This window comes from Roseateles toxinivorans (genome assembly GCF_004362525.1).
GTDB lineage: Bacteria > Pseudomonadota > Gammaproteobacteria > Burkholderiales > Burkholderiaceae_C > Paucibacter > Paucibacter toxinivorans.
Map to the genome: position 1 here is coordinate 238,840 of NZ_SNXS01000003.1, position 20,186 is coordinate 259,025.

Here is a 20,186-nt window from a genome sequence, read left to right on the forward strand (position 1 = left end):
ACCGTGAGAACCCAGTCCGCAGGCCGCAGGCCGCAGGCCCTGGCCCTGTTGTTCAAACCCCTGATCTTGCTGCTGGTCGCCGCTGCACTGCTGTCCGGCATCGTCGGCGGCCTGCTGCGCGCCGGGCTGCCGCTGCCGGGGGCAGGAAGCGACTGGGTCGGCCGCGCGGCCCTGGCCCATGCGGCGTTGATGATGGTCGGCTTTCTGGCCAGCGTGATCGGCATCGAGCGTGCCGTGGCGGTGAAACTGCGCTGGGCCTTTGCCGCGCCGCTGGGCAGCGGCCTGGCGGGTGTGGCGATGCTGTTGGGCCACAAGGAGCTGGCGGCAGGTTTGAGCGTGTTGGCGGCGCTGGTCTTCGTTGGCGTCAACTGCGTCGTCGTTTCTCGCCAGCGTGCCGACCACACCGTGCTGCTGCTGGTCTCGGCCCTGGCCTTGCTGACGGGCACGCTGCTCTGGGCCGCGGGCATGGGCGGCGGGGCCGTGCTGCCCTGGTGGTTTGCCTTTCTGGTGCTGACGATTGCCGCCGAGCGGCTGGAGATGACGCGGCTGATGCGCCGCCGCCCGTCTGCCCAACGCTCGCTGTATCTGTTGATGGCCGCGCTGCTGGCCGGTGCGACCTTGTCGGCGTTTGATGCACGTCTTGGCGGCCTGCTGTTCGGCGCCGCCTTGAGCCTGCTGGCGCTGTGGCTGATGGTGTTCGACATCGCCCGCCGCACCCTGTTCGCGCGGGGCCTGAGCCGCTATATGGCGGTGTGCCTGCTTGGCGGCTATGGCTGGCTGGGCCTGGCCGGTGCGGCCTGGGCGGCCACGGCGCTGGGCGGCCCCTGGCGTGACGCCGCGCTGCATGGGCTGGGCCTGGGCTTCATCATCAGCATGGTGATGGGCCATGCGCCGGTGATCCTGCCGGCGGTGGCCAGGGTCAAGCTGGCCTTCGGGCCCTTCTTCTACGTGCCGCTGGGGCTGCTGCATCTGTCGCTGGCGCTGCGCCTGGGCGGCGGGGCGCTGGTCCCGCCATGGCGTGCGCTGGGCGCCGGCTTGAATGCCGCCGCCATCGCGCTGTTCGCCTTCACCGTGATCGCCGCCGCGTGGCGCTGGCGCATCCACCATGGCGCATTGAGCGCCAGAGAGAGTCAAGCATGAGCTCATTCATCAAGATCGAGGAGCCGGTGCGCCCGGTACCTGCGAACGGCGCCTCGCGCCCGTCAGCACTCTGGAAGCTGGGCTTCCGGCCCTTCTATCTGCTGGCCAGCGGCTTTGCCGCACTGTCGATCGCGCTGTGGGCGCTGCAGTTCTCGGGCTGGCTGGGCCGGCCCTACCTGCAGGGGCCGATGTGGCATGCGCATGAGATGCTGTTCGGCTTCACCCTGGCCGTGGTGGTGGGCTTCCTGCTCACCGCCGGCAGCAACTGGAGCGGCCGGCCCACGCTCAGCGGCAAGCCGTTGGCCGCGCTGGCCCTGCTGTGGCTGGCCGGCCGGGTGCTGGTGCTGACGCCGTTCGGCTGGACGGCGGCTCTCGTCAATGCAGCCTTTCCGCTGTGTGCGGCGGTGGCCCTGGGCATCCCGTTCTATGCCTCCCGCAACCGCCGCAACTACTTCTTCGTCGGCCTGCTGCTGCTGATGTCCCTGGCCCAGCTGGGTGTGCACCTGGCGCAGCTGGAGGTGCTCAGGCTGCCGGCCTGGGTCGGCATCCAGGTGGCGCTGGACGTGGTGCTGTTCATCATGGCGGTGATGGGCGGCCGGGTGATTCCGATGTTCACCAACAATGGTGTGCGTGGCGCCCAGGCCCAGCGCCAGCCCCGGCTGGAGCAGCTGACCCTGGGCTCGACCTTGGCCGTGCTGGCCGCCGATCTGCTGCAGCTGCCTGGCACCTTGCTGGTGCTGCTGCTGGGCGTCTGCGCTGCCGCGCATCTGGCGCGCTGGGCCCTGTGGCAACCCTGGAAGACGCTGCGCGTGCCCATTGTCTGGATACTGCACGCCGCCTATCTGTGGATACCGCTTCACCTGCTGCTGCGCGGCCTGGCGGGCTTGGGCTGGATAGCCAGCTCGACCGCCGTCCATGCGCTGACCGTGGGCGCCATCGGCGCGCTGGTGCTGGGCATGATGACGCGCACCGCACGCGGCCATACGGGCCTGCCGCTGCAGGCCGGCCGGGCCGAGATCGCCTGCTATCTGATGGTGCTGCTGGCCGCGCTGGTGCGCGTGTTCCTGCCCTTGATTGCACCGGCGCAGACGCTCAATGCGGTGCTGCTGTCGGCGGCGCTGTGGTCCGCCGCCTTCGGTCTGTACTTCGTGCGCTATTGGCCGATACTGACGCGGCCGCGCGTGGACGGCAAACCGGGTTGATCGAACACTGCGATGGACTACTTTGTTGTCAAGACGGTGCATCAGGGCGCCGTGCTGCTGTCGATCAGCGGCTTCTTTGCCCGCGGCCTGGGCAGCCTGCTCGGTGCGGCCTGGGTGCAGGGCCGCCTGGCCAAGAGCCTGCCGCACGGCGTCGACGCGGTGCTGCTGCTGTCGGCGCTGTGGCTGGCCTGGATGCTGCGGCTGACGCCGGACGAGGCGCCCTGGCTGCTGGCCAAGATCATCGGCCTGCTGGTCTATATCGCCCTGGGCATGCTGGCGCTGAAACCTGGCCGGCCCTGGGGCTTGCGCGCCGCGGCCTGGCTGGCGGCGCTGGCCACCGTCGGCTGGATGGTCTCGGTGGCGATCACCAAGAACCCGCTGGGCTTTTTCAGCTGAGGCCAGGCCCGGCGCCGCGGTTCAGGGACTGGATGCGTTCGACGAGCAGCGGATAGATCTGCTCGGCCTGGGCCGCATCGAAATCGGCGTGGTATTTCTTGGCCACGCCGGTCTTGGCCAGCATCACATGGTCGATCGCCGTGACACCGCGCTCGGCCAGGCAGCTCCTGGCGCAGGCCAGCATGCAACCATCAATGGCAACGATGGGCCGGCCCTCGCTGGCCGCATCGCGGGCGCGCCGCACCAGGCTGCGCACATTCCCGCCGACACCGGCGATGCAGGACATCTCGGCCACACCCTCGCGGTCCAGACGCAGGGCCAGATGGTTGGCCAGCTGCGCGGCGCTGGAGCAGCCGGAGCAGGAATAGACCAGTGGCAGGTCGGTGTTCGATGCGCTCATGACACTCTCCTGCAGCTGCTTGCTTGGCTGGCCATCAGCAGCGGTGCTGAGTGCTGGCCGCGACGCTCGACGGCGCGCACCATGAACACGCCGGGGTCGTGGGCCAGGTCCAGCAGCAGATGCCGGACCCGCTGCTGCCACAGCCGTCCCATCAGTGCCAGCTGGTCGGCGGGCAGGGCCTCCTTGGCGTAGCGGCCGAGCAGCGCGTCGAGTGCGGGATCGGCCGGCGCCAGGGCCAGATCGGCCTGAGCGTCGACGGCGGCATGGTTGTCCAGTCGCGTGTAGCGCAGCGACAGCGGCAGATCGGGTGCGAAACGCTGCAGACCGACGCGTGAATGACGGCCGGCAAGGCCCTTGAAGCCGCTGCGGCCGGCCGCGCCGGTGAGCATCTGCACGACGGTGGCCACCACGCCGGTGCTGCCGGCGCGGGCGTCGTCGCGGAACTCGACCTTGATGCCGCCGCGCTCGGGCAGACCCTGGGGATAGAGCTCACGCAGGGCCAACCAGGTCAGCCAGTAGGCGGCGGCCACCGTCGGACAGGAGTGGCCGGCCAGTCGCACGGCGTCGCCATAGCCATACTCAAGCACGCCGCCCTCGGCGCAGGCCAGGGTCTCGGCCAGTGCGTCGTGGACGCGCAACCGGGGCACGTCGGCGTAGAAGTCGGGGAGTTGCATGGCGCTGATTGGGACATCTCGCGCCGCGCCCGTCCTTGATGCATCACAAGCCTGCGCGGCAGGATCGTGCCGCTGGGCCTGCTTTGATGCACATCAATAGTTGCCCCAACGCGGCGGCCTCAGGCCCTTATCTCGCGCTGCGCAAATCCGATGGCAGGGCATCACTTTTCGAGAACAAGATGAATGCACTGAAGAACTTCAAGCTCGGCACCCGGCTCGGCCTGGGCTTTGCCATCGTGTTGGTCATGATGGCCGCAATGCTGCTGCTGGCGCAGGCGGGCTTCTCCCGCCTTGGCAGCGAGACCGACAAGATTGTCGGCAAGGACTGGGCCAAGGCCGAAGCCGCGGCCACCGTCAACACGCTGGTGCGGGCCAATGCACGCCGCACGATGGAGCTGTTCTTCGCCAAGGACAGGGCGCAGCTGGACAAGACACGGCAGTTCATCGACAGCAACAAGCTCCAGATCAGCGAGGCATTGGCCACCTTGGACAAGCTGGTCTATCTGCCCGAAGGCAAGGCGCTGCTGGAGCGCGTCAAGCGGTCCCGTGCTGCCTATGTGGGCTCGTTCTCGGCTGTTGACCGCCTGATCGGCGAGGACCAGCGTGATGCCGCCACCCAGCTGTTGCTGACCGAAACCCTGCCGGCCATCGATGTGCTGCAGGCCGATGTGGCAGCACTGACCTCCTTGCAGAACAAGCTGGTCAATGCCAGCGGTGCATCGATCGCCGAAGGCATCGTGTCGACGCAGCGGCTGCTGCTGGGCTTGGGCATCGCCGCCCTGCTCGCCGGTAGCGCACTGTCCTGGCTGCTGACCCGCTCGATCACGGTGCCGATCCACGAGGCAGTGTCCGTGGCCGAGAGCGTGGCCGCTGGCGACCTCAGCGTTCACGTTGAAGTCGCGGGCAAGGACGAGACCGCCCGTCTGTTGCGTGCCTTGCAGGTCATGACGGCCAGCCTGTCGGCGACCGTGAGCCAGGTGCGCCAGAGTTCGGACTCGATCGCCACCGCCTCCAGCCAGATCGCCAGCGGCAATGCCGACCTGAGTCAGCGCACCGAGGAGCAGGCGGCCAATCTGCAGCAGACCGCGGCCTCGATGGAGCAGCTGACCGGCACCGTGAAGAGCAATGCCGACACCGCCCGCCAGGCCTCGCAGCTGGCCGGCTCGGCCAGCGATGTGGCGGCCCAGGGCCGCGAGGTGGTCGGCGAAGTGGTGCAGACGATGGATGACATCAATGCCTCCAGCCATCGCATCGTGGACATCATCGGCGTGATCGACGGCATTGCCTTCCAGACCAATATCCTGGCCCTGAATGCCGCGGTGGAGGCGGCGCGGGCCGGCGAGCAGGGCCGCGGCTTTGCGGTTGTGGCCGGTGAGGTGCGCAGCCTGGCGCAGCGCAGCGCCCAGGCCGCCAAGGAGATCAAGACCCTGATCAACGACAGCGTCGAGCGCGTCGAGAAGGGCAGCCAGTTGGTCGGCAGCGCCGGACGCACCATGGGCGACATCGTCAACCAGGTGAAGCGGGTCAGCGACCTGATCGCGGAGATCAGCGCGTCCACCCAGGAACAGACCACGGGCATCGGCCAGGTCGGCAGCGCCGTGCAGCAGCTGGACCAGGTGACGCAGCAGAATGCCGCCCTGGTCGAGGAGAGCGCGGCGGCGGCCGACAGCCTCAGCCAGCAGGCGGCGGAGCTGGTGCGCTCGGTCGGCGTGTTCAAGATCGCCGCATTGACCTGAATCGGGGTGGCGGCGGCGCGACTGGCGCTATGCTCCTGCCACGAATGACCCGGCCCTGTGCCGGGTCTTGTGGTTTTCGCAATATCGTTTTCATCGCCATGCTAGCAATCCTGCCTCCCTTCCTGCTGGGCTGCCTGTCGCTGACCCTGCTGATACTGAACACCCTGTTCTGGTGCGCGCTGCTGTTCAGCTTTTCGCTGGTCAAGCTGCTGCTGCCCTTTCATGCGGTACGGGTGCGCATGGACCCGCTGCTGAATCGCATCGCCACCGCCTGGATCACCTGCAACAGCCTCTGGTTCGGGCTGATACAGAAGCGGCCCTGGCGGGTGGAGGGGGTCGACGATCTGCGCTACGAGGGCTGGTATCTGGTCAACTGCAACCACCAGTCATGGGTGGACATCTTCGTGCTGCAGCGGGTGCTGAACAGGCGCATACCAATGCTGAAGTTCTTCCTGAAGCAGCAGCTGATCTATGTGCCGGTGATAGGCCTGGCCTGGTGGGCGCTGGACTTTCCGTTCATGAAACGCCATTCGAAGGCGGCCCTGCGGCGCAACCCCGAACTGCGGCTGCAGGATCGCGAGACCACCCGCCGCGCCTGCGAGAAGTTCGCCCTGGTGCCGACCAGCGTGATGAACTTTGCCGAGGGCACGCGCTTCACCGCGGCCAAGCACCGTGACCAGTCCTCGCCCTACCGCCATCTGCTCAAGCCCAAGGCCGGCGCGATGGCGCTGGCGCTGGGCGCGATGGGCGACAAGTTCCGCTCGCTGATTGACGTGACCATCGTCTACCCGGGCGGCACGCCGACGTTCTGGCAGTTCCTGTGTGGCCGGACCGCCGGCGTGGTGGTGCAGGTGCGCCAACTCCCGCTGCCGATGGAGTTCAGCACCGGCGACTATGGCGGCGACTCGGCCTTTCGCAGCCGCTTCCATCAATGGCTGGCCCAGCTGTGGGAGCAGAAGGACCAGCAGATCGCCGACGTGCTGGCCGCCGATCAGAAGCGGTGACGGATGCCCAGTGAGTAGCTGGCGCCGCTGGACAGGCCATCGATCTTGTCGCTCATATAGACGGCGTACAGGTCGGTGCGCTTGGACATCAGGTGGTCGTAGCCAAAGCTGAAGGTCTTGCGCTTGGCGCCGGTCGAGGGCGAGATCAGTCCGTACTGCGCCAGCCACTTGCCGCTGCCCATGGGCACCGAAGCGCCAAGCGACGTCAGACGGTAGTCGCGCTTGGTGCTGAGGTTGTCGACCTTGCCGAACTGGCCAAAGAGCTTGGCCACGCTGAGGTCGTAGGACATGGCCAGCTGCCAGGTCTTGGTGTCGTCCATCGGCACCGTGGCGCTGCCGTCCTTGGCGACCTTCTGGAACACCGCGCTGGCCGAGAAGGCGCCCTCGGAGTAGCCGGCATTGGCGCCCCAGTTGCGGCCACCGGCGCCTTCACCGGCGGCGACGATCAGCCCGAAGCCGAAGCCACCGAATTTGGGGCTCGTGTACAGCACCGAGTCGCTCCAGCCCGAGTCACCGCTGACGGTGCCGCTGGTGAAGTACTGGCGGATGCTCGGTGAATAGCCGAACGAGTCACCGAAGGCGTTGTAGACCAGGGTCGTGACGAACAGCGGCGTCGTGTTGCGGCCCAGCTTGACGCTGCCATAGTCCTTGTGCCCCAGACCGACGAAGGCATTGCGGGCCCAAAAGCCGTCGCCATTGAAACGCCCGGAGTTGCCAACGTCGGCGCGCAGGAAGGAATCCAGCGTGAAGAAGGCGCTGAGGCCGTCGCCGAGATCCTCGCTGCCCGTCAGGCCGAAGTAGCTGGTGCTCAGCTTGCCGCTCTCGGCACCCTTGACGGCCTTGCCTCCGGGGTTCTTGGTCGAGCCGGCGCTCATGTCCACCAGGCCATAGAGCTTGACCGAATTCTGGGCCTGGGCGGCGCCGCAGCACAGCAGGGCGGCGGCAACGGCGAGTCGTATGTTCATCATGCTTGGGGTCCTCATTTCAATGGTGAATCTGTCGTCAATGGTTCTCGCCACCGCGGTGGGCCCAGCCGGTCAGGCGGCGCTCGAGCACGGCGAACAATTCGTACATCAGCATCGCCATCGCGCCGACGACGACCAGGCCGGCAAAGGCCAGGCCCATCTGCATCGAGGCACCGGCCGAGATCAGCAGATAGCCGATGCCCTCGTTGGCGGCCGTCATCTCGGACACCGTGGTGCCGACGAAGGCCAGGGTGATGGACACCTTCAGCGCGGCGAAGAAATAGGGCATGGAGCGGGGCAGACCGATCTTGGTCAGCACGTCCCAGCGGCTGGCGCCGAGCACGCGCAGCACGTCTTCCAGCTCCGGCTCCAGCGTGGCCAGGCCGGTGGCGATATTCACCATGATGGGAAAGAAGCTGATCAGAAAGGCAGTCAGCACCGCCGGCCCCGCGCCAATGCCGAACCAGACCACCAGGATCGGCACGAAGGCGGCCTTGGGCAGCGCATTGAATCCTGTCATCAGCGGGTACATGGCCCGGTAGGCCAGCTGCGAGCTGCCCATCAGAAAGCCAAGCAGCACGCCGACAACGATGGCGATGCCGAAGCCCAGCAGCGTGACCCAGAAGGTGCGCCAGGCATGGCCCAGGATGGCGCTGTGGAACTCGACCAGCGCCTGCCCAATGCGCCAGGGGCTGGGGAAGATGAAGTCCGAGACCTGGAACAGCGTGCAGGCGCCCTGCCAGAACAGCAGGATCAGGGCCAGCAGCAGCCAGGGTGCATAACGTTGCACGAACGAGGTCTTGATCATTGCGCCACCTCGCCGCCGCTCTTTCGTAGTGCGCCAATGTGGCCGCGCAGCTCGTGCACGATCTCGGTGAAGGCCGGTGTGTAGGTCACCTCCAGGTCGCGCGGGCGGGGCAGCTCGATCTTGCGTGCATGCAGCAGCCGGCCGGGGCTGCGGCTCATCACATGCACGGTGTCGGCCAGGAACACGCTCTCGCGCAGATCGTGGGTGACGAGAATGACGTTGAACTGCTTGGCCGCCTGCAGGTCGCGCAGGGTGCACCACAGCTCCTCGCGGGTGAAGGCGTCGAGCGCACCGAAGGGCTCGTCAAGCAAGAGCAGCTGCGGCTCATGGATCAGCGCGCGGCAGATGCTGGCGCGCTGCTGCATGCCGCCCGACAGCTGCCAGGGGAACTTGTCCTCGTAGCCGGCCAGGCCGACGCTGGCCAGCAGCGCACGGGCGCGGGCCTCGAACTCGGCGCGCCGGGTTTTCAATTGCGAGCGAAAGGGCTCGACGATCTCCAGTGGCAGCAGCACATTGGCCAGGGTCGTGCGCCAGGGCAGGAGCGAGGGCGCCTGGAAGGCCATGCCGCTGATCTTCAGCGGCCCGGTGACCGGCAGGCCATCGACGAAGATCTCGCCGCGGCTGGGCCGCTTCAGCCCAGTGGCCAGCTTCATGAAGGTCGACTTGCCGCAGCCCGAAGGCCCGACGATGGCCACGAACTCGCCGCGCTGCAGCTGCAGCGAGACGTCCTCGACGGCGAACCTGCCCTGCGCCAGCAGGGCCTCGTTGTAGGCCAGCCAGACGCCGCGGAAATCGACAAACGGCTGATCCATCAACGCTTGGCCGGCAGGATGTTCAGCTCGGCCTTGCCCGGCAGAAAGCTGCCGTTCCACACCGCATCGGCGTTGACCCGCGTCTTGGTGCCGTAGGCATCGGAGATCTGGCTGGCCATCAGCGCCAGGCGCGGGGCCAGGACTTGACCGAAGCCCTCGCTGCGGGCATCGGGGCTGGCAATCACCGCGTCGATGGCCAGGCGCAGGCGGCGCTTCTCCAGCGCCTCGTTGATGATGCCGTCGCGCTCCTTGACAAAGGCAATCGCGGCGTCGGGGTTGGCCATCACCTCCTTGGCACCGCGGGTAAAGGCGAGCAGGAAGGCCTTGATCAGCTCCGGTTTCTCCTTGATCAGCTTGGGGCTGGCGATGATGGCGTTGCCGTAGAGCTTGACGCCATGGTCGGCATAGGGGAAGACAATCACGTCCTCGGCCTTGACACCGCGCGCCTCCAGATTCAGCAGCGAGGTGAAGGAGAAGCCGGTGATGGCGTCCACATCGCCGCGCATCAGCATCGTTTCGCGCAGCGGCGGGTCCATGCTGGTCCAGGTCACGGGGCCCAGGCCGTTGGCCTTGGCAAAGATCGCAAAACCGCGCCGGCCGGCGTCGAACACCGGTGCGCCCAGCTTCTTGCCGCTCAGCGCCGCCACCGTGGTGATGCCGGACTTCTTCATTGCCAGCACCGCGGCCGGGGTGTTGTTGTAGACCATCATCACCGCCACGGGCTTGTTCGGTGCGTCGGGGTTGTTGGCGTGAAACTCCATCAGCGCGGCCATGTCGGCAAAGCCGATGTCGTAGGAACCCGAGGCCACGCGGGTGACTGCCCCGCCCGAGCCATTGCCGGCGTCTACGCTGACATCGAGCTTGGCCTCCTTGAAATAGCCCTTGGCCACCGGAAGCAGGAACAGCGCCGCCGGGCCCTCGAAGCGCCAGTCGAGCTGGAATTTGAGCGGGGTGGTTTGCGCGTGGCCGAGCTGGCTCGTGAAGCCGAGAGCGCCGGCAAGGGCGGCTGCCAGCCAGGTGCGGCGGGCGGGGAAGCGGGGCATGGGGAGTCTCCGTCAAAGCAGGGGTTGACTGCCCTGCTCGCAAGCTCCGTGCCAATGACCCTAGGAGGGGTAGGGGATGCCCGCTAAAACGGTATACAAAACAGTGGCTTCACTGTGTACGAACTCGCATTGACCGCAGGATGGCCGATACCTAGGCACGCAGGCCTCGGGAACTCGGTGCACCAGTCTGGTGTGTCTGCAGTCTTGTCGGCGCACCACCGTGAACGGTGGTGCAGCGTCAGAAGGCGTAGCTCAGGCCCACCTGGATGACCGGGGTGAAGCGCAGGTCGCGCAGCACATCGTCCAGGCTGCGGGCGAGGCTTGGATTGCGGCCCAGGCGCAGGCCATTGCTGGCGCCGATGCCGACCAGGCCGAAGTCGGCCTTGAAACCCCAGGTGCCCTGGGCGGATTGGCCGGTGTAGCCGATGCCGATATAGGGCAGGGTGGTGTTGGGGTCGCCGCCGTCATGACCGGGGCCCCACAGATTCATCGATTGGCGGCTGACCGAAAGGCCGCTGGGGGCGCTCAAGCCGCCCAGGGTCAGCGAACTCGGGCCCATCAGCAGGCCGCTGGTGGCGCGCAGGCCGCCACTGGTGCGCGAGCCCAGCAGCGAGCCGGTCAGGTAGTAGTCGCCCAGCAGGCTGGCGCTGAGCAGGCGCGGGGCGCTGCTGTGGCGTTCGCCGTCGGCGGTGTTCAGCTGCAACCGGCCCTGCCAGCGAGGCCAGTCGGCCTGGTTCAGGCTGAGCTTGGGGCCGAGCCCATCGGCCGCCTGTGCCGGAGTGAAAGCGCCGGCCAGGAGCAGGCTTGACAGTGCTGCCGTGAGCGAAAAACGCGCGAACTTCATGGCGGTCTCCTGGGCTAGATGTCGAAGGATGTCGAGGGCTGGTGGTTATGACCCGACCCCGGCGCTTGAGTTCATGCTACCCCGCGCTTGCCCGGTCTGTCTAACCAGTTGCGTGCTTTTTTGGGCACTGTTGCGCCTTTGCCGCCCCCTCGGCTGAAGGGTGTTACCGCGGGTATCGGCCGCCGGTCACGCGCGGCTGGTCGCCCAGGTCGCGACGGTTCGCGATGGCCTCGAAGCCGGCGCGGGCCAGCATCGCCGCCACCGGCTCGGCCTGGTCATAGCCGTGCTCCAGCAGCAGCCAGGCGCCGGGACGCATGCGGCCAGGCGCGCCATCGACGATGGTTTGCAGCGAGGACAGGCCATCGCCGCCGGGCGTCAGCGCCAGCGTGGGCTCATGGCGCAGGGCCGGCAGATGGGGGTCGCCGCCGGCGATATAGGGCGGATTGCTGAGCACCAGGTCGAATATCTGGCCCGTCGGCAGCGCCTGCCACCAGCTGCCCAGATGGGCGGCCACGTCCAGGCCCAGACGCCGGGCGTTGGCGCTGGCCACGGCCAGCGCGTCCGGGCTCACGTCGGCCATCTGCATGCTGATGTGAGGTGCACCATGCTTGATGGCCAGGGCGATCGCGCCGCTGCCGGTGCCCAGATCGACGACCCGCGGCGCCGGCTCGGACGGCAATGTCTGCAGGATTTCCAGCGCCCAGTTCACCAGGGTTTCGGTATCCGGGCGGGGCACCAGCACGGCCGGGCTGACCTGCAGGCGCAGGCCATGAAACTCCTTCTCGCCCAGCAGATAGGCCAGCGGCACGTCCTGTGTGCGCTCACTGACTTGGCTGGCAAAGGTCTGGCGCTGGGCCTCGCTCAGCACCTGATCATCGTGTGTCACCAGCCAGGCCCGGTCCACGGTGAACAGGTGCGCCAGCAGCAGCTGGGCGTCCAGCCGGTCCACCCCCTGGCTGCGCGCCCAGGCCTGGGCCTCGGCGATGGTGCTGAACATCAGGACTTGCCTTCGAGCATCGCCAGCTGTTCGGCCGCCTGGGCGGCCTGCAGCGCCTGGAACACGTCGCCGAGGTCGCCGTCCATGATGGCGCCGAGCTTGTACAGGGTCAGATTGATGCGGTGGTCGGTCAGCCTCCCCTGGGGGAAGTTGTAGGTGCGGATGCGGTCGCTGCGGTCGCCGGTGCCGATCAGGCTCTTGCGCTCGGCGGCCTCCTTGGCGGCGCGCTCATTGCGGTCCTTGTCGCGCAGACGGGCAGCCAGCACGGCCATGGCCTTGGCCTTGTTGCGGTGCTGGCTGCGGTCGTCCTGGCACTCGGCCACCAGGCCGGTGGGCAGGTGGGTGATGCGGATCGCGCTGTCGGTCTTGTTGACGTGCTGGCCGCCGGCACCGCTGGCGCGAAAGGTGTCTATGCGCAGCTCGGCCGGGTTCAGCGTCACCTCCTCGGCCTCGTCGGGTTCGGCCATCACCGCCACCGTGCACGCGCTGGTGTGGATGCGCCCCTGGCTCTCTGTCACCGGCACGCGCTGCACGCGGTGGCCGCCGGACTCGAACTTCAGTCGGCCGTAGGCGTGGTCGCCCTCGACGCGGACGACCAGCTCCTTGTAGCCGCCCAGGTCGGATGGGCTCTCGGACATGATCTCGGTCTTCCAGCCGCAGCGCTCGGCATAGCGCAGATACATGCGTGCCACGTCGCCGGCAAACAGCGCCGACTCATCGCCGCCGGCACCGGCGCGGATTTCCAGGAAGGCATTGCGCTCGTCGTCCGGGTCCTTGGGCAGGAGGGCGGTCTGCAGCTCGGCGTGCAGGCGGGCGATGTCGGCTTCGGCCTCGGCGATTTCTTCTCTGGCCATCTCGGCCATTTCCGGGTCGTCCTGCATGTCGCGGGCGGCGCGCAGATCGCGCTCGCGCTGCTCGTACTGGCGAAAGCGCTGCACCAGGCCCGAGACCTCGGATTGCTCCTTGGTCAGCGCGCGGTAGCGCTTCATGTCGGCTGCCACCGAGCCGTCACTCAGATTGGCATCGAGCTCGGCCAGGCGGTGGCTCAGGCGTTCGAATTGTTGGCGGAGGGAGTCTTTCATGGCGCTCAGGAACTAGGAGGTTTGAGCGCGGAGGCGTAGGCAGCCCGGTGATTTGCACGGGCCCGGCAGCACGCCACCGCGAGCGGTGGAGCCTGAGGGCTTCGCTAGAGCTCGCCGTCGTCGGGTTTGACCGAGCCCGGCGCAAAGGCGCTGTTGCGCAGGAACAGGCGCGACACGGTGTGCGCCAGCTGCTGGCGCTGGGCGCCGTCGCTGGCATGCAACTCGGCCAGCGCGCCATGCATCATCTTGTTGGTCAGGCCGCGGGACAGCGCTTCCAACACCTCGTCCACATCGGCGCCCTTGGCCAGCAGCTTGCGGGCGCGGGCCATCTCGGCGGCACGCCAGTCATCGGCCTGGGCATTCAGCGCCTGTATCAGCGGCACGGTGCTGCGCTGCTCCATCCAGTGCTGGAAGCTCTGCACGCCGGTCTCGATGATGGCCTCGGCCTGCTCGACGGCGGCCTGGCGCTTCTCGCCAGCGGTCTGCACGACGGTGGACAGGTCATCGACCGTGTAGAGATAGACATCGTCCAGCTTCGCGACCTCGGGCTCGATATCGCGCGGCACGGCCAGATCGACCATGAACATCGGCCGGTGCTTGCGGGCCTTCAGCGCACGCTCGACGGCGCCCAGGCCGATCAGCGGCAGCGAACTGGCGGTGCAGGAGATCACCGCATCGAACTCATGCAGGCGCTGCGACAGGTCGGACAGGCGTATCGCCTCGGCGCCCAGGCGGCCGGCGAGCTTTTCGCCGCGCTCCAGCGTGCGGTTGGCCACGGCCATCGACTTCGGGTTCTTCGCGGCAAAGTGCGTGGCCACCAGTTCGATCATCTCGCCGGCGCCGACAAAGAGCACGCGCACGTCCTTCAGATCCTCGAACAGCTGGCCGGCCAGGCGCACCGAGGCGGCGGCCATGCTGATCGAATGGGCGCCGATCTCGGTCGCGGTACGCACTTCCTTGGCCACCGAGAAGGTGCGCTGGAACAGCTGGTGCAGAGTGCTCCCGAGGGTGCCGGCCTGGTCGGCCTCGCGTACCGCCTGCTTCATCTGGCCGAGGATCTGCGGCTCGCCCAGCACCATCGAATCGAGCCCGCTGGCGACGCGGAAGGCGTGCCGCGCCGCGGCGCTGCCCTCCATCACATAGGCATGGTCCAGCAGATGGCTGCTCGCCACATCGCCGAGGCCCGCCAGCCACTCAACGGCGGGGCGTACCAGCGCAGGGCCACCGGCCACATAGAGCTCGGTGCGGTTGCAGGTGGAGAGCATGGCCGCCTCGGGCAGGCCCTTGCGGGCCTGTTTCGGCTGCTGCACCCGCTCGCGAAAACCTTGCAAGGTAGGCGCCAATTGCTCCAAGGTGAACGCAAACCGCCCGCGCAAATCCAGCGGGGCGGAGCTATGGTTCAGGCCGAGGGCAAACACACTCATGGGTCGATTATAAAATTGCTGGGCAGCTTGCGCCGTCGTGGGGCTGCGTTCTGCGACCATCCGGTTGATGAGGATCAAGCGAAATTCGTCTTGAGCCGCTCTAATCGTCGCACCCGCCGCTTTTGCCGAGACATCTATGAGCCCCCTGGACGCCCTGTGGCATGCGCTGAATTTCTTTGCCCCGGCCCTGGGCGTGGGCCTGATCAGCGCCTTGCTGGCCAAGCTGCTGTGGCGGCGCGAACTCAAATCCGTGCCTTGGCAGCGCCTGGCCATCTGGGCCACCGCGGCCAGCGCCGTGGCATTGGTGCTGAGCCTGGTGTTCCTGGGCCGTGACGGCAAGATGCTGGGCTATGGCGCGATGTTGCTGGCCTGCTCCTTGAGCCTGTGGTGGGCCGGCTTCAAGCGATAGCTGCTTCTTCGCTCTCCGTGATCAGCACCTCGCCGCGCAGCGAGTTGGTGAAGGCGGCGGTGATGTTGACGTCCACCATCTGACCGATCAGCCTTGCCGGGCCGGCGAAATTGACCTTGCGGTTGCATTCGGTGCGGCCCATCAGCTCCATCGCATCCTTGCGCGACGGGCCCTCGACCAGGATGCGCTGGGTCTTGCCGACCAGGCTCTGGCTGATGCTCTGCACATTGGCGTCGATGACTGACTGCAGATGCTGCAGGCGCTGGATCTTCAGCTCATGCGGCGTCGTGTCCTCCAGGGCCGCGGCCGGCGTGCCTGGGCGGGGGCTGAAGACGAAGCTGAAGCTCTGGTCGAAGCCGATGTCGGTGATCAGCTTCATCATCTTCTGGAAGTCTTCCTCGGTCTCTCCGGGGAAGCCGACGATGAAGTCGCTCGAGAGGCGGATGTCCGGCCGCACCGCGCGTAGCTTGCGTATCGTGGACTTGTATTCCAGCGCCGTGTAGCCCCGCTTCATCGCCGAGAGGATGCGATCCGAGCCATGCTGGACCGGCAGGTGCAGATGATTGACCAGCTGCGGCACCTTGTCATAGGCCTCTATCAGGCGCTGCGAGAACTCGTTCGGGTGGCTGGTGGTGAAGCGCAGCCGCTCCAGGCCCGGGATCTCGGCGACGTATTCGAGCAGCATCGCGAAGTCGGCGATCTCGTCCGTGCCGCCCATCTTGCCGCGATAGCCGTTGACGTTCTGGCCCAGAAGCGTCACTTCCTTGACGCCCTGGTCAACGGCGGCGGCCACCTCGGTCAGCACGTCCTCGAACGGGCGCGAGAACTCCTCGCCGCGGGTATAGGGCACGACGCAGTAGGAGCAGTACTTCGAGCAGCCTTCCATGATCGACACATAGGCGCTGCCACCCTCGACGCGGGCCGGCGGCAGGTGGTCGAACTTCTCGATCTCGGGGAAGCTGATGTCCACCTGGGGCCGGTTCTGGCGCGCGCGGGCGTCCAGCATCTGCGGCAGACGATGCAGCGTCTGCGGGCCAAACACCACGTCCACATAGGGCGCGCGGGCGATGATGGCAGCGCCCTCCTGGCTTGCCACGCAGCCGCCGACGCCAATCATCACGCCCTTGGCCTTCAGGTGCTTGACTCGGCCCAGGTCGCTGAACACCTTCTCCTGCGCCTTCTCGCGCACGGAGCAGGTGTTGAACAAAATCAGATCGGCCTGCTCGACATCGGTGGTCGGCTCATAGCCTTGGGCGGCGCCCAGCACATCGGCCATCTTGTCCGAGTCGTACTCGTTCATCTGGCAGCCGAAGGTCTTGATGAATACTTTTTTAGTCATGGTGGTGTCCGCCCTTCAGCGCTTGGTCCAGGTCTGCGCACCCGAGTCGAAGACCCAGCTGGCGGCTTGTTCGGCGGTTTGCGGCCAGGGCGTGTTGGCCAGCTCGGTCGTGTTCAGGATCCACAAATCCTTCAGCAGGCCGTAGGAGTCGATCGTGTAGTGCACAGTCAACTTCTGCCCCGTGATGCTGGCCGAGAGCAGCATCAGATTGTTGTCGCCGCGTATGCGCGCGCCGGGCGCCAGCCGGGCGGCCTGGCCATTGAGCGTGACATCGGGGGCCTGCACGACGACCAGCTCGCCACGCAGGGCTGTGGCCGGAAAGGGGCGGTGGTTCTGGGCGCTGGCGCTGACGGAAAAGCCAAGGCTCAGCGCCGCCGCGGCAAAGGCCACGGCAGAAATAGCACAGCGGTACATGGGGTACATCCAGTGGCTGCGTCAATGAAATCAGCCCAAGGCATGCCTCGGGCCGGGAAGGTGCCTATTGTAAGAGCTCTTGCCAGATTCAAAGCGGCGTGAGCGAGGCATGCCAGCGTTGCGCGGTTCCGCTATATTTGCGTACATGTACGCATCAATTTTTTGCTCAGATCGCTGCGCCGCATGCGCCGCTGACGGGCGCCACCAGCGACATCGATGAAGGCGCCCGCCCTGCGTCCCGGCCACCAGCATCCGTACCAGAGCGCCATCGGCTGGGGCCTGCTGCTGCTGGCTGTGCCGCTGCTCTGGTGGGTGTCGCATCCGTCTCGGCAGATCGTGGTGGACCCGGCGCAGTTCGTGTTCCTGCACAGCTTGGTGGAACTGGCGGCGGTGGTGGTGTCACTGCTGGTCTTCGTCACCGGATACCGCGCCATACTCCCGGCCCGCCAGGGCACCGTCGTGCTCTTGGGTGTTGCCTTTCTGGGGGTCGGACTGCTCGACTTCCTGCATGCGCTGAGCTATGTGGGCATGCCCGCGGCCCTGACGCCCAACTCCGCGCACAAGTCGATCTTCTTCTGGCTGCTGGCCCGATTGCTGGCCGCCACCGCGCTGCTGGCCTATGCCCTGCTGCCCGCCCTGCCGGCGCTGGGCCGCTTGCACAGGCGCCTGGCGCTGCTGGCGATGCTGCTGTTGGTGGGCCTGGCCGCCGCGATCGGCCTGGCCTGGCCGGAGCGCCTACCGGCCCTGTTTGTGGAAGGTCAAGGGCTGACTCCGCTGAAGATCACCACCGAGTGGCTGATCATCGGCCTCAATCTGGCGACGCTGGTCGCGCTGTGGCGCCGCCGTGCGGAATTGGTGCGCGAGTGCGTGATGGCGCTGATCTTTACCGTGGCGCTGTCCGCCGTGTCCGAGCTGTTCTTCACCATGCTGGGCGTGATCGACAAGGACGGCGCCAATGTGCTGGGGCATGCCTACAAGATCGCTGCCTATCTGTACCTGTTCCATGCCACCTTCAACGAGGCCCTGCGCCGGCCGCTGGAGCGAATGGAGGCCCAGCATCTGCGCGAGAAGCTGGTGCTCAGCGCAGCGCCGGACGGCGTGTTGTGGGTCCATCACAGCGGCACCATTCTGATGGTCAATCCGGCGATGGAGGCGATGTCCGGCTACCCGCGCGATGAGCTGGTGGGCCGCAATGTCGACATCTTCCTGCCGCCCGCGCTGCGCGCCAGGCATGCCCGGTCCATGCGCGACTACTTCACCGCGGCGAACGCCCGGGCGATGGGCTCCCTGGACCTGCGGCTGATGCGCCGCGATGGCCAGATGCTGCCGGTCGATATCTCGCTGGGGCATTGGCAGGACGAGAACGAGCAGCATGCGATCGCCTATGTGCGCGACCTGACCGAGCGCAAGGGATTCGAGGAGTCGCTGCACCATCGGGCCACGCACGACGAGCTGACCGGCCTGCCCAACCGTTGGCTGTTCCGCCTGCAACTCGATCAGGCGCTTTCGCATGCCAGGCGCAGCGATCGGCGGGTGGCGGCGCTGTTCCTGGACCTCGATGACTTCAAGACCGTCAATGACAGCTTCGGCCACCTGGCCGGTGACGAGCTGCTGAGGCATGTCAGCCAGCGCCTGCGCTCGGTGCTGCGCGAGAGCGACACGCTGGCCCGGCTGGGCGGCGACGAGTTCGGCATCCTGCTGTCGGACCTGGGCAGCGTTGACGAGGCGGTCAGCGTTGCGGAGAAGCTGCTGCAGTCGCTGGACGCACCCTGCCGCCTGCAAAACCAAGTGGTCGATATCGGCGGCAGCATCGGCCTGGCCTTCTGCCCCGAGGATGCTCGCGACAGCGAGGACCTGCTGCGCTACGCCGACCTGGCCATGTACCAGGCCAAGCGGGCCGGCCGGGGCACCTACGCCTGCTACTCGGCCCAGCTGGATCAGCATGCCCACGAGAACATGCAGCTGCATGCCCGCCTGAAGGAGGCCATCCACCGCGGCGGTCTGCGCCTGCTCTACCAGCCGCAGGTCGATGTCCGCAGCGGCGCCATCGTCGGCGCCGAGGCCCTGGTGCGCTGGACCGATGAGCTGCTGGGCGAGGTGCCGCCCGGACGCTTCATCCCGGTGGCGGAGACCACCGGCCTGATACTGCCGCTGTCGGACTGGGTGCTGGACACCGCCTGCCGTCAGATCGCCGCCTGGAGCGGCGCCGGCACGCCGCTGCGCGTGGCGGTCAACTTCTCGGCCCAGCAGTTCCGGCAGCGCAATCTGCCCGACAAGGTGGCTGCGTTGCTGCAGCGCAGCGGCGCACAGGCCAAGCTGCTGGAGATCGAGATCACCGAGTCGATTGCCATGGTCCAGCCCCTGCTCGCGCGCGAGCAGCTCGACGCCCTGGTGGCCCTGGGCTGCACCGTCGCGCTCGACGACTTCGGCACCGGCTACTCCTCGCTGGCCTATCTGAAGGCCCTGCCGGTGTCCAAGCTGAAGATCGACCGGGGCTTCATCAAGGACATTCCGCATGACCTGAGCGACGTCAAAATATCGAGGTCCATCATCGCGCTGGCCCACAGCCTGGGGCTGACCCTGGTGGCCGAGGGCGTGGAGACTGAGGCGCAGCTGGATTTTCTGCGCGAGCACGGTTGCGAAACCTATCAAGGCTGGCTGTTCGCGAAGGCGCTGGAGGCCGGCGAGTTCAGTGCGCGCCTGCATGCTTCGTCGGGGCCGCCCTGAAGCTTGTGTCCTTGCTATAGGCCTCGGGCAGCCAAGGGGCGTCGCGGCCCTCAGCCCGTATGGCGAAGCTGGTGCTCGATGTCGTCCAGCATGGCCTTCAGCAGCAGCGGCGTCGGTGTCAGCGGCTTGGAGATGAGGCTGATCGACGCGAACAGAAAGCCTATGACCTTGAGTCGGCACAAGTCGTAGGCGGCCTGGCGCCGGGCCGCGTCGAGCTCGGGTGGCAGGCAGGCGTCGATCAAGGTTTCGCATTCCTGCCTGAAGCCGGAGGCCGGGCCTGCCGCCAGGGTCGACGGCGCTGCTCGGCTTCCGGGGTCGAACACCAGCTTGAAGTCTTCCGGGTGTTGGAGCCAGAACATCACATAGGCTTCGTACAGCTTGCGCAGGCGGCTCATCGGCGAGTCCGACGCGCTGCTTGCTGTCCGGACCATCTGCAGCGAGGCGTCCAGCACATCGGCCCACACCCCCTCCAGCAGCGCCGACTTGTTCGGGAAGTAGCGGTACAGAGACATCGGCGGCATGCCCACCGCCTGCGCGACGCTGCGCATGGTCACACCGCAGTAGCCGCTTTCGGCATGCATCTGCCGCACCGCGCGCAGGATTCCCTGCCGCACATCATCGCGTGCGGCGCCGCGCCGGTGCGGCCGGGTGCGACGTTCGGTGTCTCCACTGTCTTGGCCCGGGGCGGGCGATTGGTCGGGGCTTGGCACGGTGTCGGGAAGCTGTCGTGGATGGGGCCCCTCGGATACTCGCACTTTCGCCGCTGGATG

General features: G+C 67.1%; 20 protein-coding genes. 7 read left to right on the plus strand and 13 right to left on the minus strand.

The genetic code is table 11. From position 1 onward, the window contains the following. Positions 1-3: 3 nt before the first annotated feature. The 3 genes from DES47_RS12455 to DES47_RS12465 are packed head-to-tail and all read left to right on the plus strand — an operon-like array spanning position 4 to position 2,738. Positions 4-1,140 (plus strand): hypothetical protein, encoded by a 1,137-nt coding sequence (locus tag DES47_RS12455; protein ID WP_243748286.1) that lies wholly within the window; start codon positions 4-6, stop codon positions 1,138-1,140. Further along, positions 1,137-2,342, plus strand: coding sequence for an NnrS family protein (locus tag DES47_RS12460; RefSeq protein ID WP_133701036.1), 1,206 nt, complete (start codon positions 1,137-1,139; stop codon positions 2,340-2,342). Before DES47_RS12455 ends, DES47_RS12460 begins: the two co-directional genes overlap by 4 nt. A 12-nt stretch (positions 2,343-2,354) precedes the next feature. After that, positions 2,355-2,738 (plus strand): SirB2 family protein, encoded by a 384-nt coding sequence (locus DES47_RS12465; protein WP_133701037.1) that lies wholly within the window; start codon positions 2,355-2,357, stop codon positions 2,736-2,738. Here DES47_RS12465 and DES47_RS12470 read toward each other — a convergent pair. Together DES47_RS12470 and DES47_RS12475 are read right to left on the minus strand one after the other, a co-directional pair. Then, positions 2,731-3,138, minus strand: a complete 408-nt coding sequence (locus DES47_RS12470) for a putative zinc-binding protein (protein WP_133701038.1) — start codon at positions 3,136-3,138, stop codon at positions 2,731-2,733. The genes DES47_RS12465 and DES47_RS12470 overlap by 8 nt on opposite strands. Next, the gene (locus DES47_RS12475) at positions 3,135-3,812 is read right to left on the minus strand and encodes a hypothetical protein (RefSeq protein ID WP_208114981.1); all 678 of its coding nucleotides are present in this window, start codon (positions 3,810-3,812) and stop codon (positions 3,135-3,137) included. Before DES47_RS12475 ends, DES47_RS12470 begins: the two co-directional genes overlap by 4 nt. 179 nt (positions 3,813-3,991) lie before the next feature. On the opposite strand from DES47_RS12475, the gene DES47_RS29585 reads away from it, so the two are divergent. Beyond that, entirely contained in the window at positions 3,992-5,548 is a 1,557-nt protein-coding gene (locus DES47_RS29585) for a methyl-accepting chemotaxis protein (protein WP_133701039.1), read from the plus strand. A gap of 98 nt (positions 5,549-5,646) precedes the next feature. Beyond that, positions 5,647-6,552 carry an acyltransferase gene (locus DES47_RS12485; RefSeq protein ID WP_133701040.1) on the plus strand — a complete coding sequence of 302 codons (906 nt, stop codon included), beginning with the start codon at positions 5,647-5,649 and terminating at the stop codon, positions 6,550-6,552. Here DES47_RS12485 and DES47_RS12490 read toward each other — a convergent pair. From DES47_RS12490 to hemA, 8 genes are all read right to left on the minus strand, one after another. Next, positions 6,540-7,520 (minus strand): porin, encoded by a 981-nt coding sequence (locus DES47_RS12490; RefSeq protein WP_133701041.1) that lies wholly within the window; start codon positions 7,518-7,520, stop codon positions 6,540-6,542. The two genes, DES47_RS12485 and DES47_RS12490, sit on opposite strands and share 13 nt — an antisense overlap. Positions 7,521-7,554: 34 nt before the next feature. Beyond that, positions 7,555-8,325 carry an ABC transporter permease gene (locus DES47_RS12495; protein ID WP_208114982.1) on the minus strand — a complete coding sequence of 257 codons (771 nt, stop codon included), beginning with the start codon at positions 8,323-8,325 and terminating at the stop codon, positions 7,555-7,557. Further along, positions 8,322-9,137, minus strand: coding sequence for an ABC transporter ATP-binding protein (locus DES47_RS12500; RefSeq protein ID WP_133701042.1), 816 nt, complete (start codon positions 9,135-9,137; stop codon positions 8,322-8,324). The genes DES47_RS12495 and DES47_RS12500 overlap by 4 nt, the downstream gene beginning before the upstream one ends. Continuing rightward, positions 9,137-10,180, minus strand: coding sequence for an ABC transporter substrate-binding protein (locus tag DES47_RS12505; protein ID WP_133701043.1), 1,044 nt, complete (start codon positions 10,178-10,180; stop codon positions 9,137-9,139). The genes DES47_RS12500 and DES47_RS12505 overlap by 1 nt, the downstream gene beginning before the upstream one ends. Before the next feature lie 238 nt (positions 10,181-10,418). Continuing rightward, positions 10,419-11,024 (minus strand): hypothetical protein, encoded by a 606-nt coding sequence (locus DES47_RS12510; RefSeq protein WP_133701044.1) that lies wholly within the window; start codon positions 11,022-11,024, stop codon positions 10,419-10,421. 163 nt (positions 11,025-11,187) lie between these two features. Next, positions 11,188-12,021, minus strand: a complete 834-nt coding sequence (gene prmC, locus DES47_RS12515; protein ID WP_133701045.1) for a peptide chain release factor N(5)-glutamine methyltransferase — start codon at positions 12,019-12,021, stop codon at positions 11,188-11,190. After that, complete coding sequence (gene prfA, locus DES47_RS12520; protein WP_133701046.1) at positions 12,021-13,103, minus strand: peptide chain release factor 1; 1,083 nt, start codon at positions 13,101-13,103, stop codon at positions 12,021-12,023. The genes prmC and prfA overlap by 1 nt, the downstream gene beginning before the upstream one ends. A 104-nt stretch (positions 13,104-13,207) precedes the next feature. Beyond that, positions 13,208-14,527 carry a glutamyl-tRNA reductase gene (gene hemA / locus DES47_RS12525; RefSeq protein WP_133701047.1) on the minus strand — a complete coding sequence of 440 codons (1,320 nt, stop codon included), beginning with the start codon at positions 14,525-14,527 and terminating at the stop codon, positions 13,208-13,210. Positions 14,528-14,663: 136 nt separating this feature from the next. Here hemA and DES47_RS12530 point away from each other — a divergent pair, with 136 nt between their 5' ends. After that, on the plus strand, positions 14,664-14,936 hold the full coding sequence (locus DES47_RS12530; protein WP_133701048.1) for a hypothetical protein: 273 nt from the start codon (positions 14,664-14,666) through the stop codon (positions 14,934-14,936). On the opposite strand, the gene miaB is transcribed toward DES47_RS12530, so the two are convergent. Continuing rightward, positions 14,926-16,275 carry a tRNA (N6-isopentenyl adenosine(37)-C2)-methylthiotransferase MiaB gene (gene miaB, locus DES47_RS12535; protein ID WP_133701049.1) on the minus strand — a complete coding sequence of 450 codons (1,350 nt, stop codon included), beginning with the start codon at positions 16,273-16,275 and terminating at the stop codon, positions 14,926-14,928. The two genes, DES47_RS12530 and miaB, sit on opposite strands and share 11 nt — an antisense overlap. A 15-nt stretch (positions 16,276-16,290) precedes the next feature. Next, the gene (locus DES47_RS12540; RefSeq protein ID WP_133701050.1) at positions 16,291-16,689 is read right to left on the minus strand and encodes a hypothetical protein; all 399 of its coding nucleotides are present in this window, start codon (positions 16,687-16,689) and stop codon (positions 16,291-16,293) included. A gap of 216 nt (positions 16,690-16,905) precedes the next feature. Between DES47_RS12540 and DES47_RS12545 the strand changes: the two genes are divergently transcribed. Beyond that, positions 16,906-19,416: a bifunctional diguanylate cyclase/phosphodiesterase gene (locus DES47_RS12545; protein ID WP_133701051.1), complete on the plus strand. Its 2,511-nt coding sequence runs from the start codon at positions 16,906-16,908 to the stop codon at positions 19,414-19,416. A 50-nt stretch (positions 19,417-19,466) separates the two neighbouring features. On the opposite strand, the gene DES47_RS12550 is transcribed toward DES47_RS12545, so the two are convergent. Beyond that, entirely contained in the window at positions 19,467-20,171 is a 705-nt protein-coding gene (locus DES47_RS12550) for a TetR/AcrR family transcriptional regulator (RefSeq protein ID WP_341800599.1), read from the minus strand. Between the last annotated feature and the right edge of the window lie 15 nt (positions 20,172-20,186).

Coding starts and splice junctions, on each gene's coding strand:
- DES47_RS12500 (WP_133701042.1), bottom strand. CDS start 9,137: ATGGATCAGCCGTTTGTCGATTTCCGCGGCGTCTGGCTGGCCTACAAC.
- DES47_RS12540 (WP_133701050.1), bottom strand. CDS start 16,689: ATGTACCGCTGTGCTATTTCTGCCGTGGCCTTTGCCGCGGCGGCGCTG.
- DES47_RS12495 (WP_208114982.1), bottom strand. CDS start 8,325: ATGATCAAGACCTCGTTCGTGCAACGTTATGCACCCTGGCTGCTGCTG.
- prfA (WP_133701046.1), bottom strand. CDS start 13,103: ATGAAAGACTCCCTCCGCCAACAATTCGAACGCCTGAGCCACCGCCTG.
- DES47_RS12475 (WP_208114981.1), bottom strand. CDS start 3,812: ATGCAACTCCCCGACTTCTACGCCGACGTGCCCCGGTTGCGCGTCCAC.
- hemA (WP_133701047.1), bottom strand. CDS start 14,527: ATGAGTGTGTTTGCCCTCGGCCTGAACCATAGCTCCGCCCCGCTGGAT.
- DES47_RS29585 (WP_133701039.1), top strand. CDS start 3,992: ATGAATGCACTGAAGAACTTCAAGCTCGGCACCCGGCTCGGCCTGGGC.
- miaB (WP_133701049.1), bottom strand. CDS start 16,275: ATGACTAAAAAAGTATTCATCAAGACCTTCGGCTGCCAGATGAACGAG.
- DES47_RS12470 (WP_133701038.1), bottom strand. CDS start 3,138: ATGAGCGCATCGAACACCGACCTGCCACTGGTCTATTCCTGCTCCGGC.
- DES47_RS12485 (WP_133701040.1), top strand. CDS start 5,647: ATGCTAGCAATCCTGCCTCCCTTCCTGCTGGGCTGCCTGTCGCTGACC.
- DES47_RS12510 (WP_133701044.1), bottom strand. CDS start 11,024: ATGAAGTTCGCGCGTTTTTCGCTCACGGCAGCACTGTCAAGCCTGCTC.
- DES47_RS12490 (WP_133701041.1), bottom strand. CDS start 7,520: ATGATGAACATACGACTCGCCGTTGCCGCCGCCCTGCTGTGCTGCGGC.
- DES47_RS12465 (WP_133701037.1), top strand. CDS start 2,355: ATGGACTACTTTGTTGTCAAGACGGTGCATCAGGGCGCCGTGCTGCTG.
- DES47_RS12460 (WP_133701036.1), top strand. CDS start 1,137: ATGAGCTCATTCATCAAGATCGAGGAGCCGGTGCGCCCGGTACCTGCG.
- DES47_RS12545 (WP_133701051.1), top strand. CDS start 16,906: ATGAAGGCGCCCGCCCTGCGTCCCGGCCACCAGCATCCGTACCAGAGC.
- prmC (WP_133701045.1), bottom strand. CDS start 12,021: ATGTTCAGCACCATCGCCGAGGCCCAGGCCTGGGCGCGCAGCCAGGGG.
- DES47_RS12530 (WP_133701048.1), top strand. CDS start 14,664: ATGAGCCCCCTGGACGCCCTGTGGCATGCGCTGAATTTCTTTGCCCCG.
- DES47_RS12505 (WP_133701043.1), bottom strand. CDS start 10,180: ATGCCCCGCTTCCCCGCCCGCCGCACCTGGCTGGCAGCCGCCCTTGCC.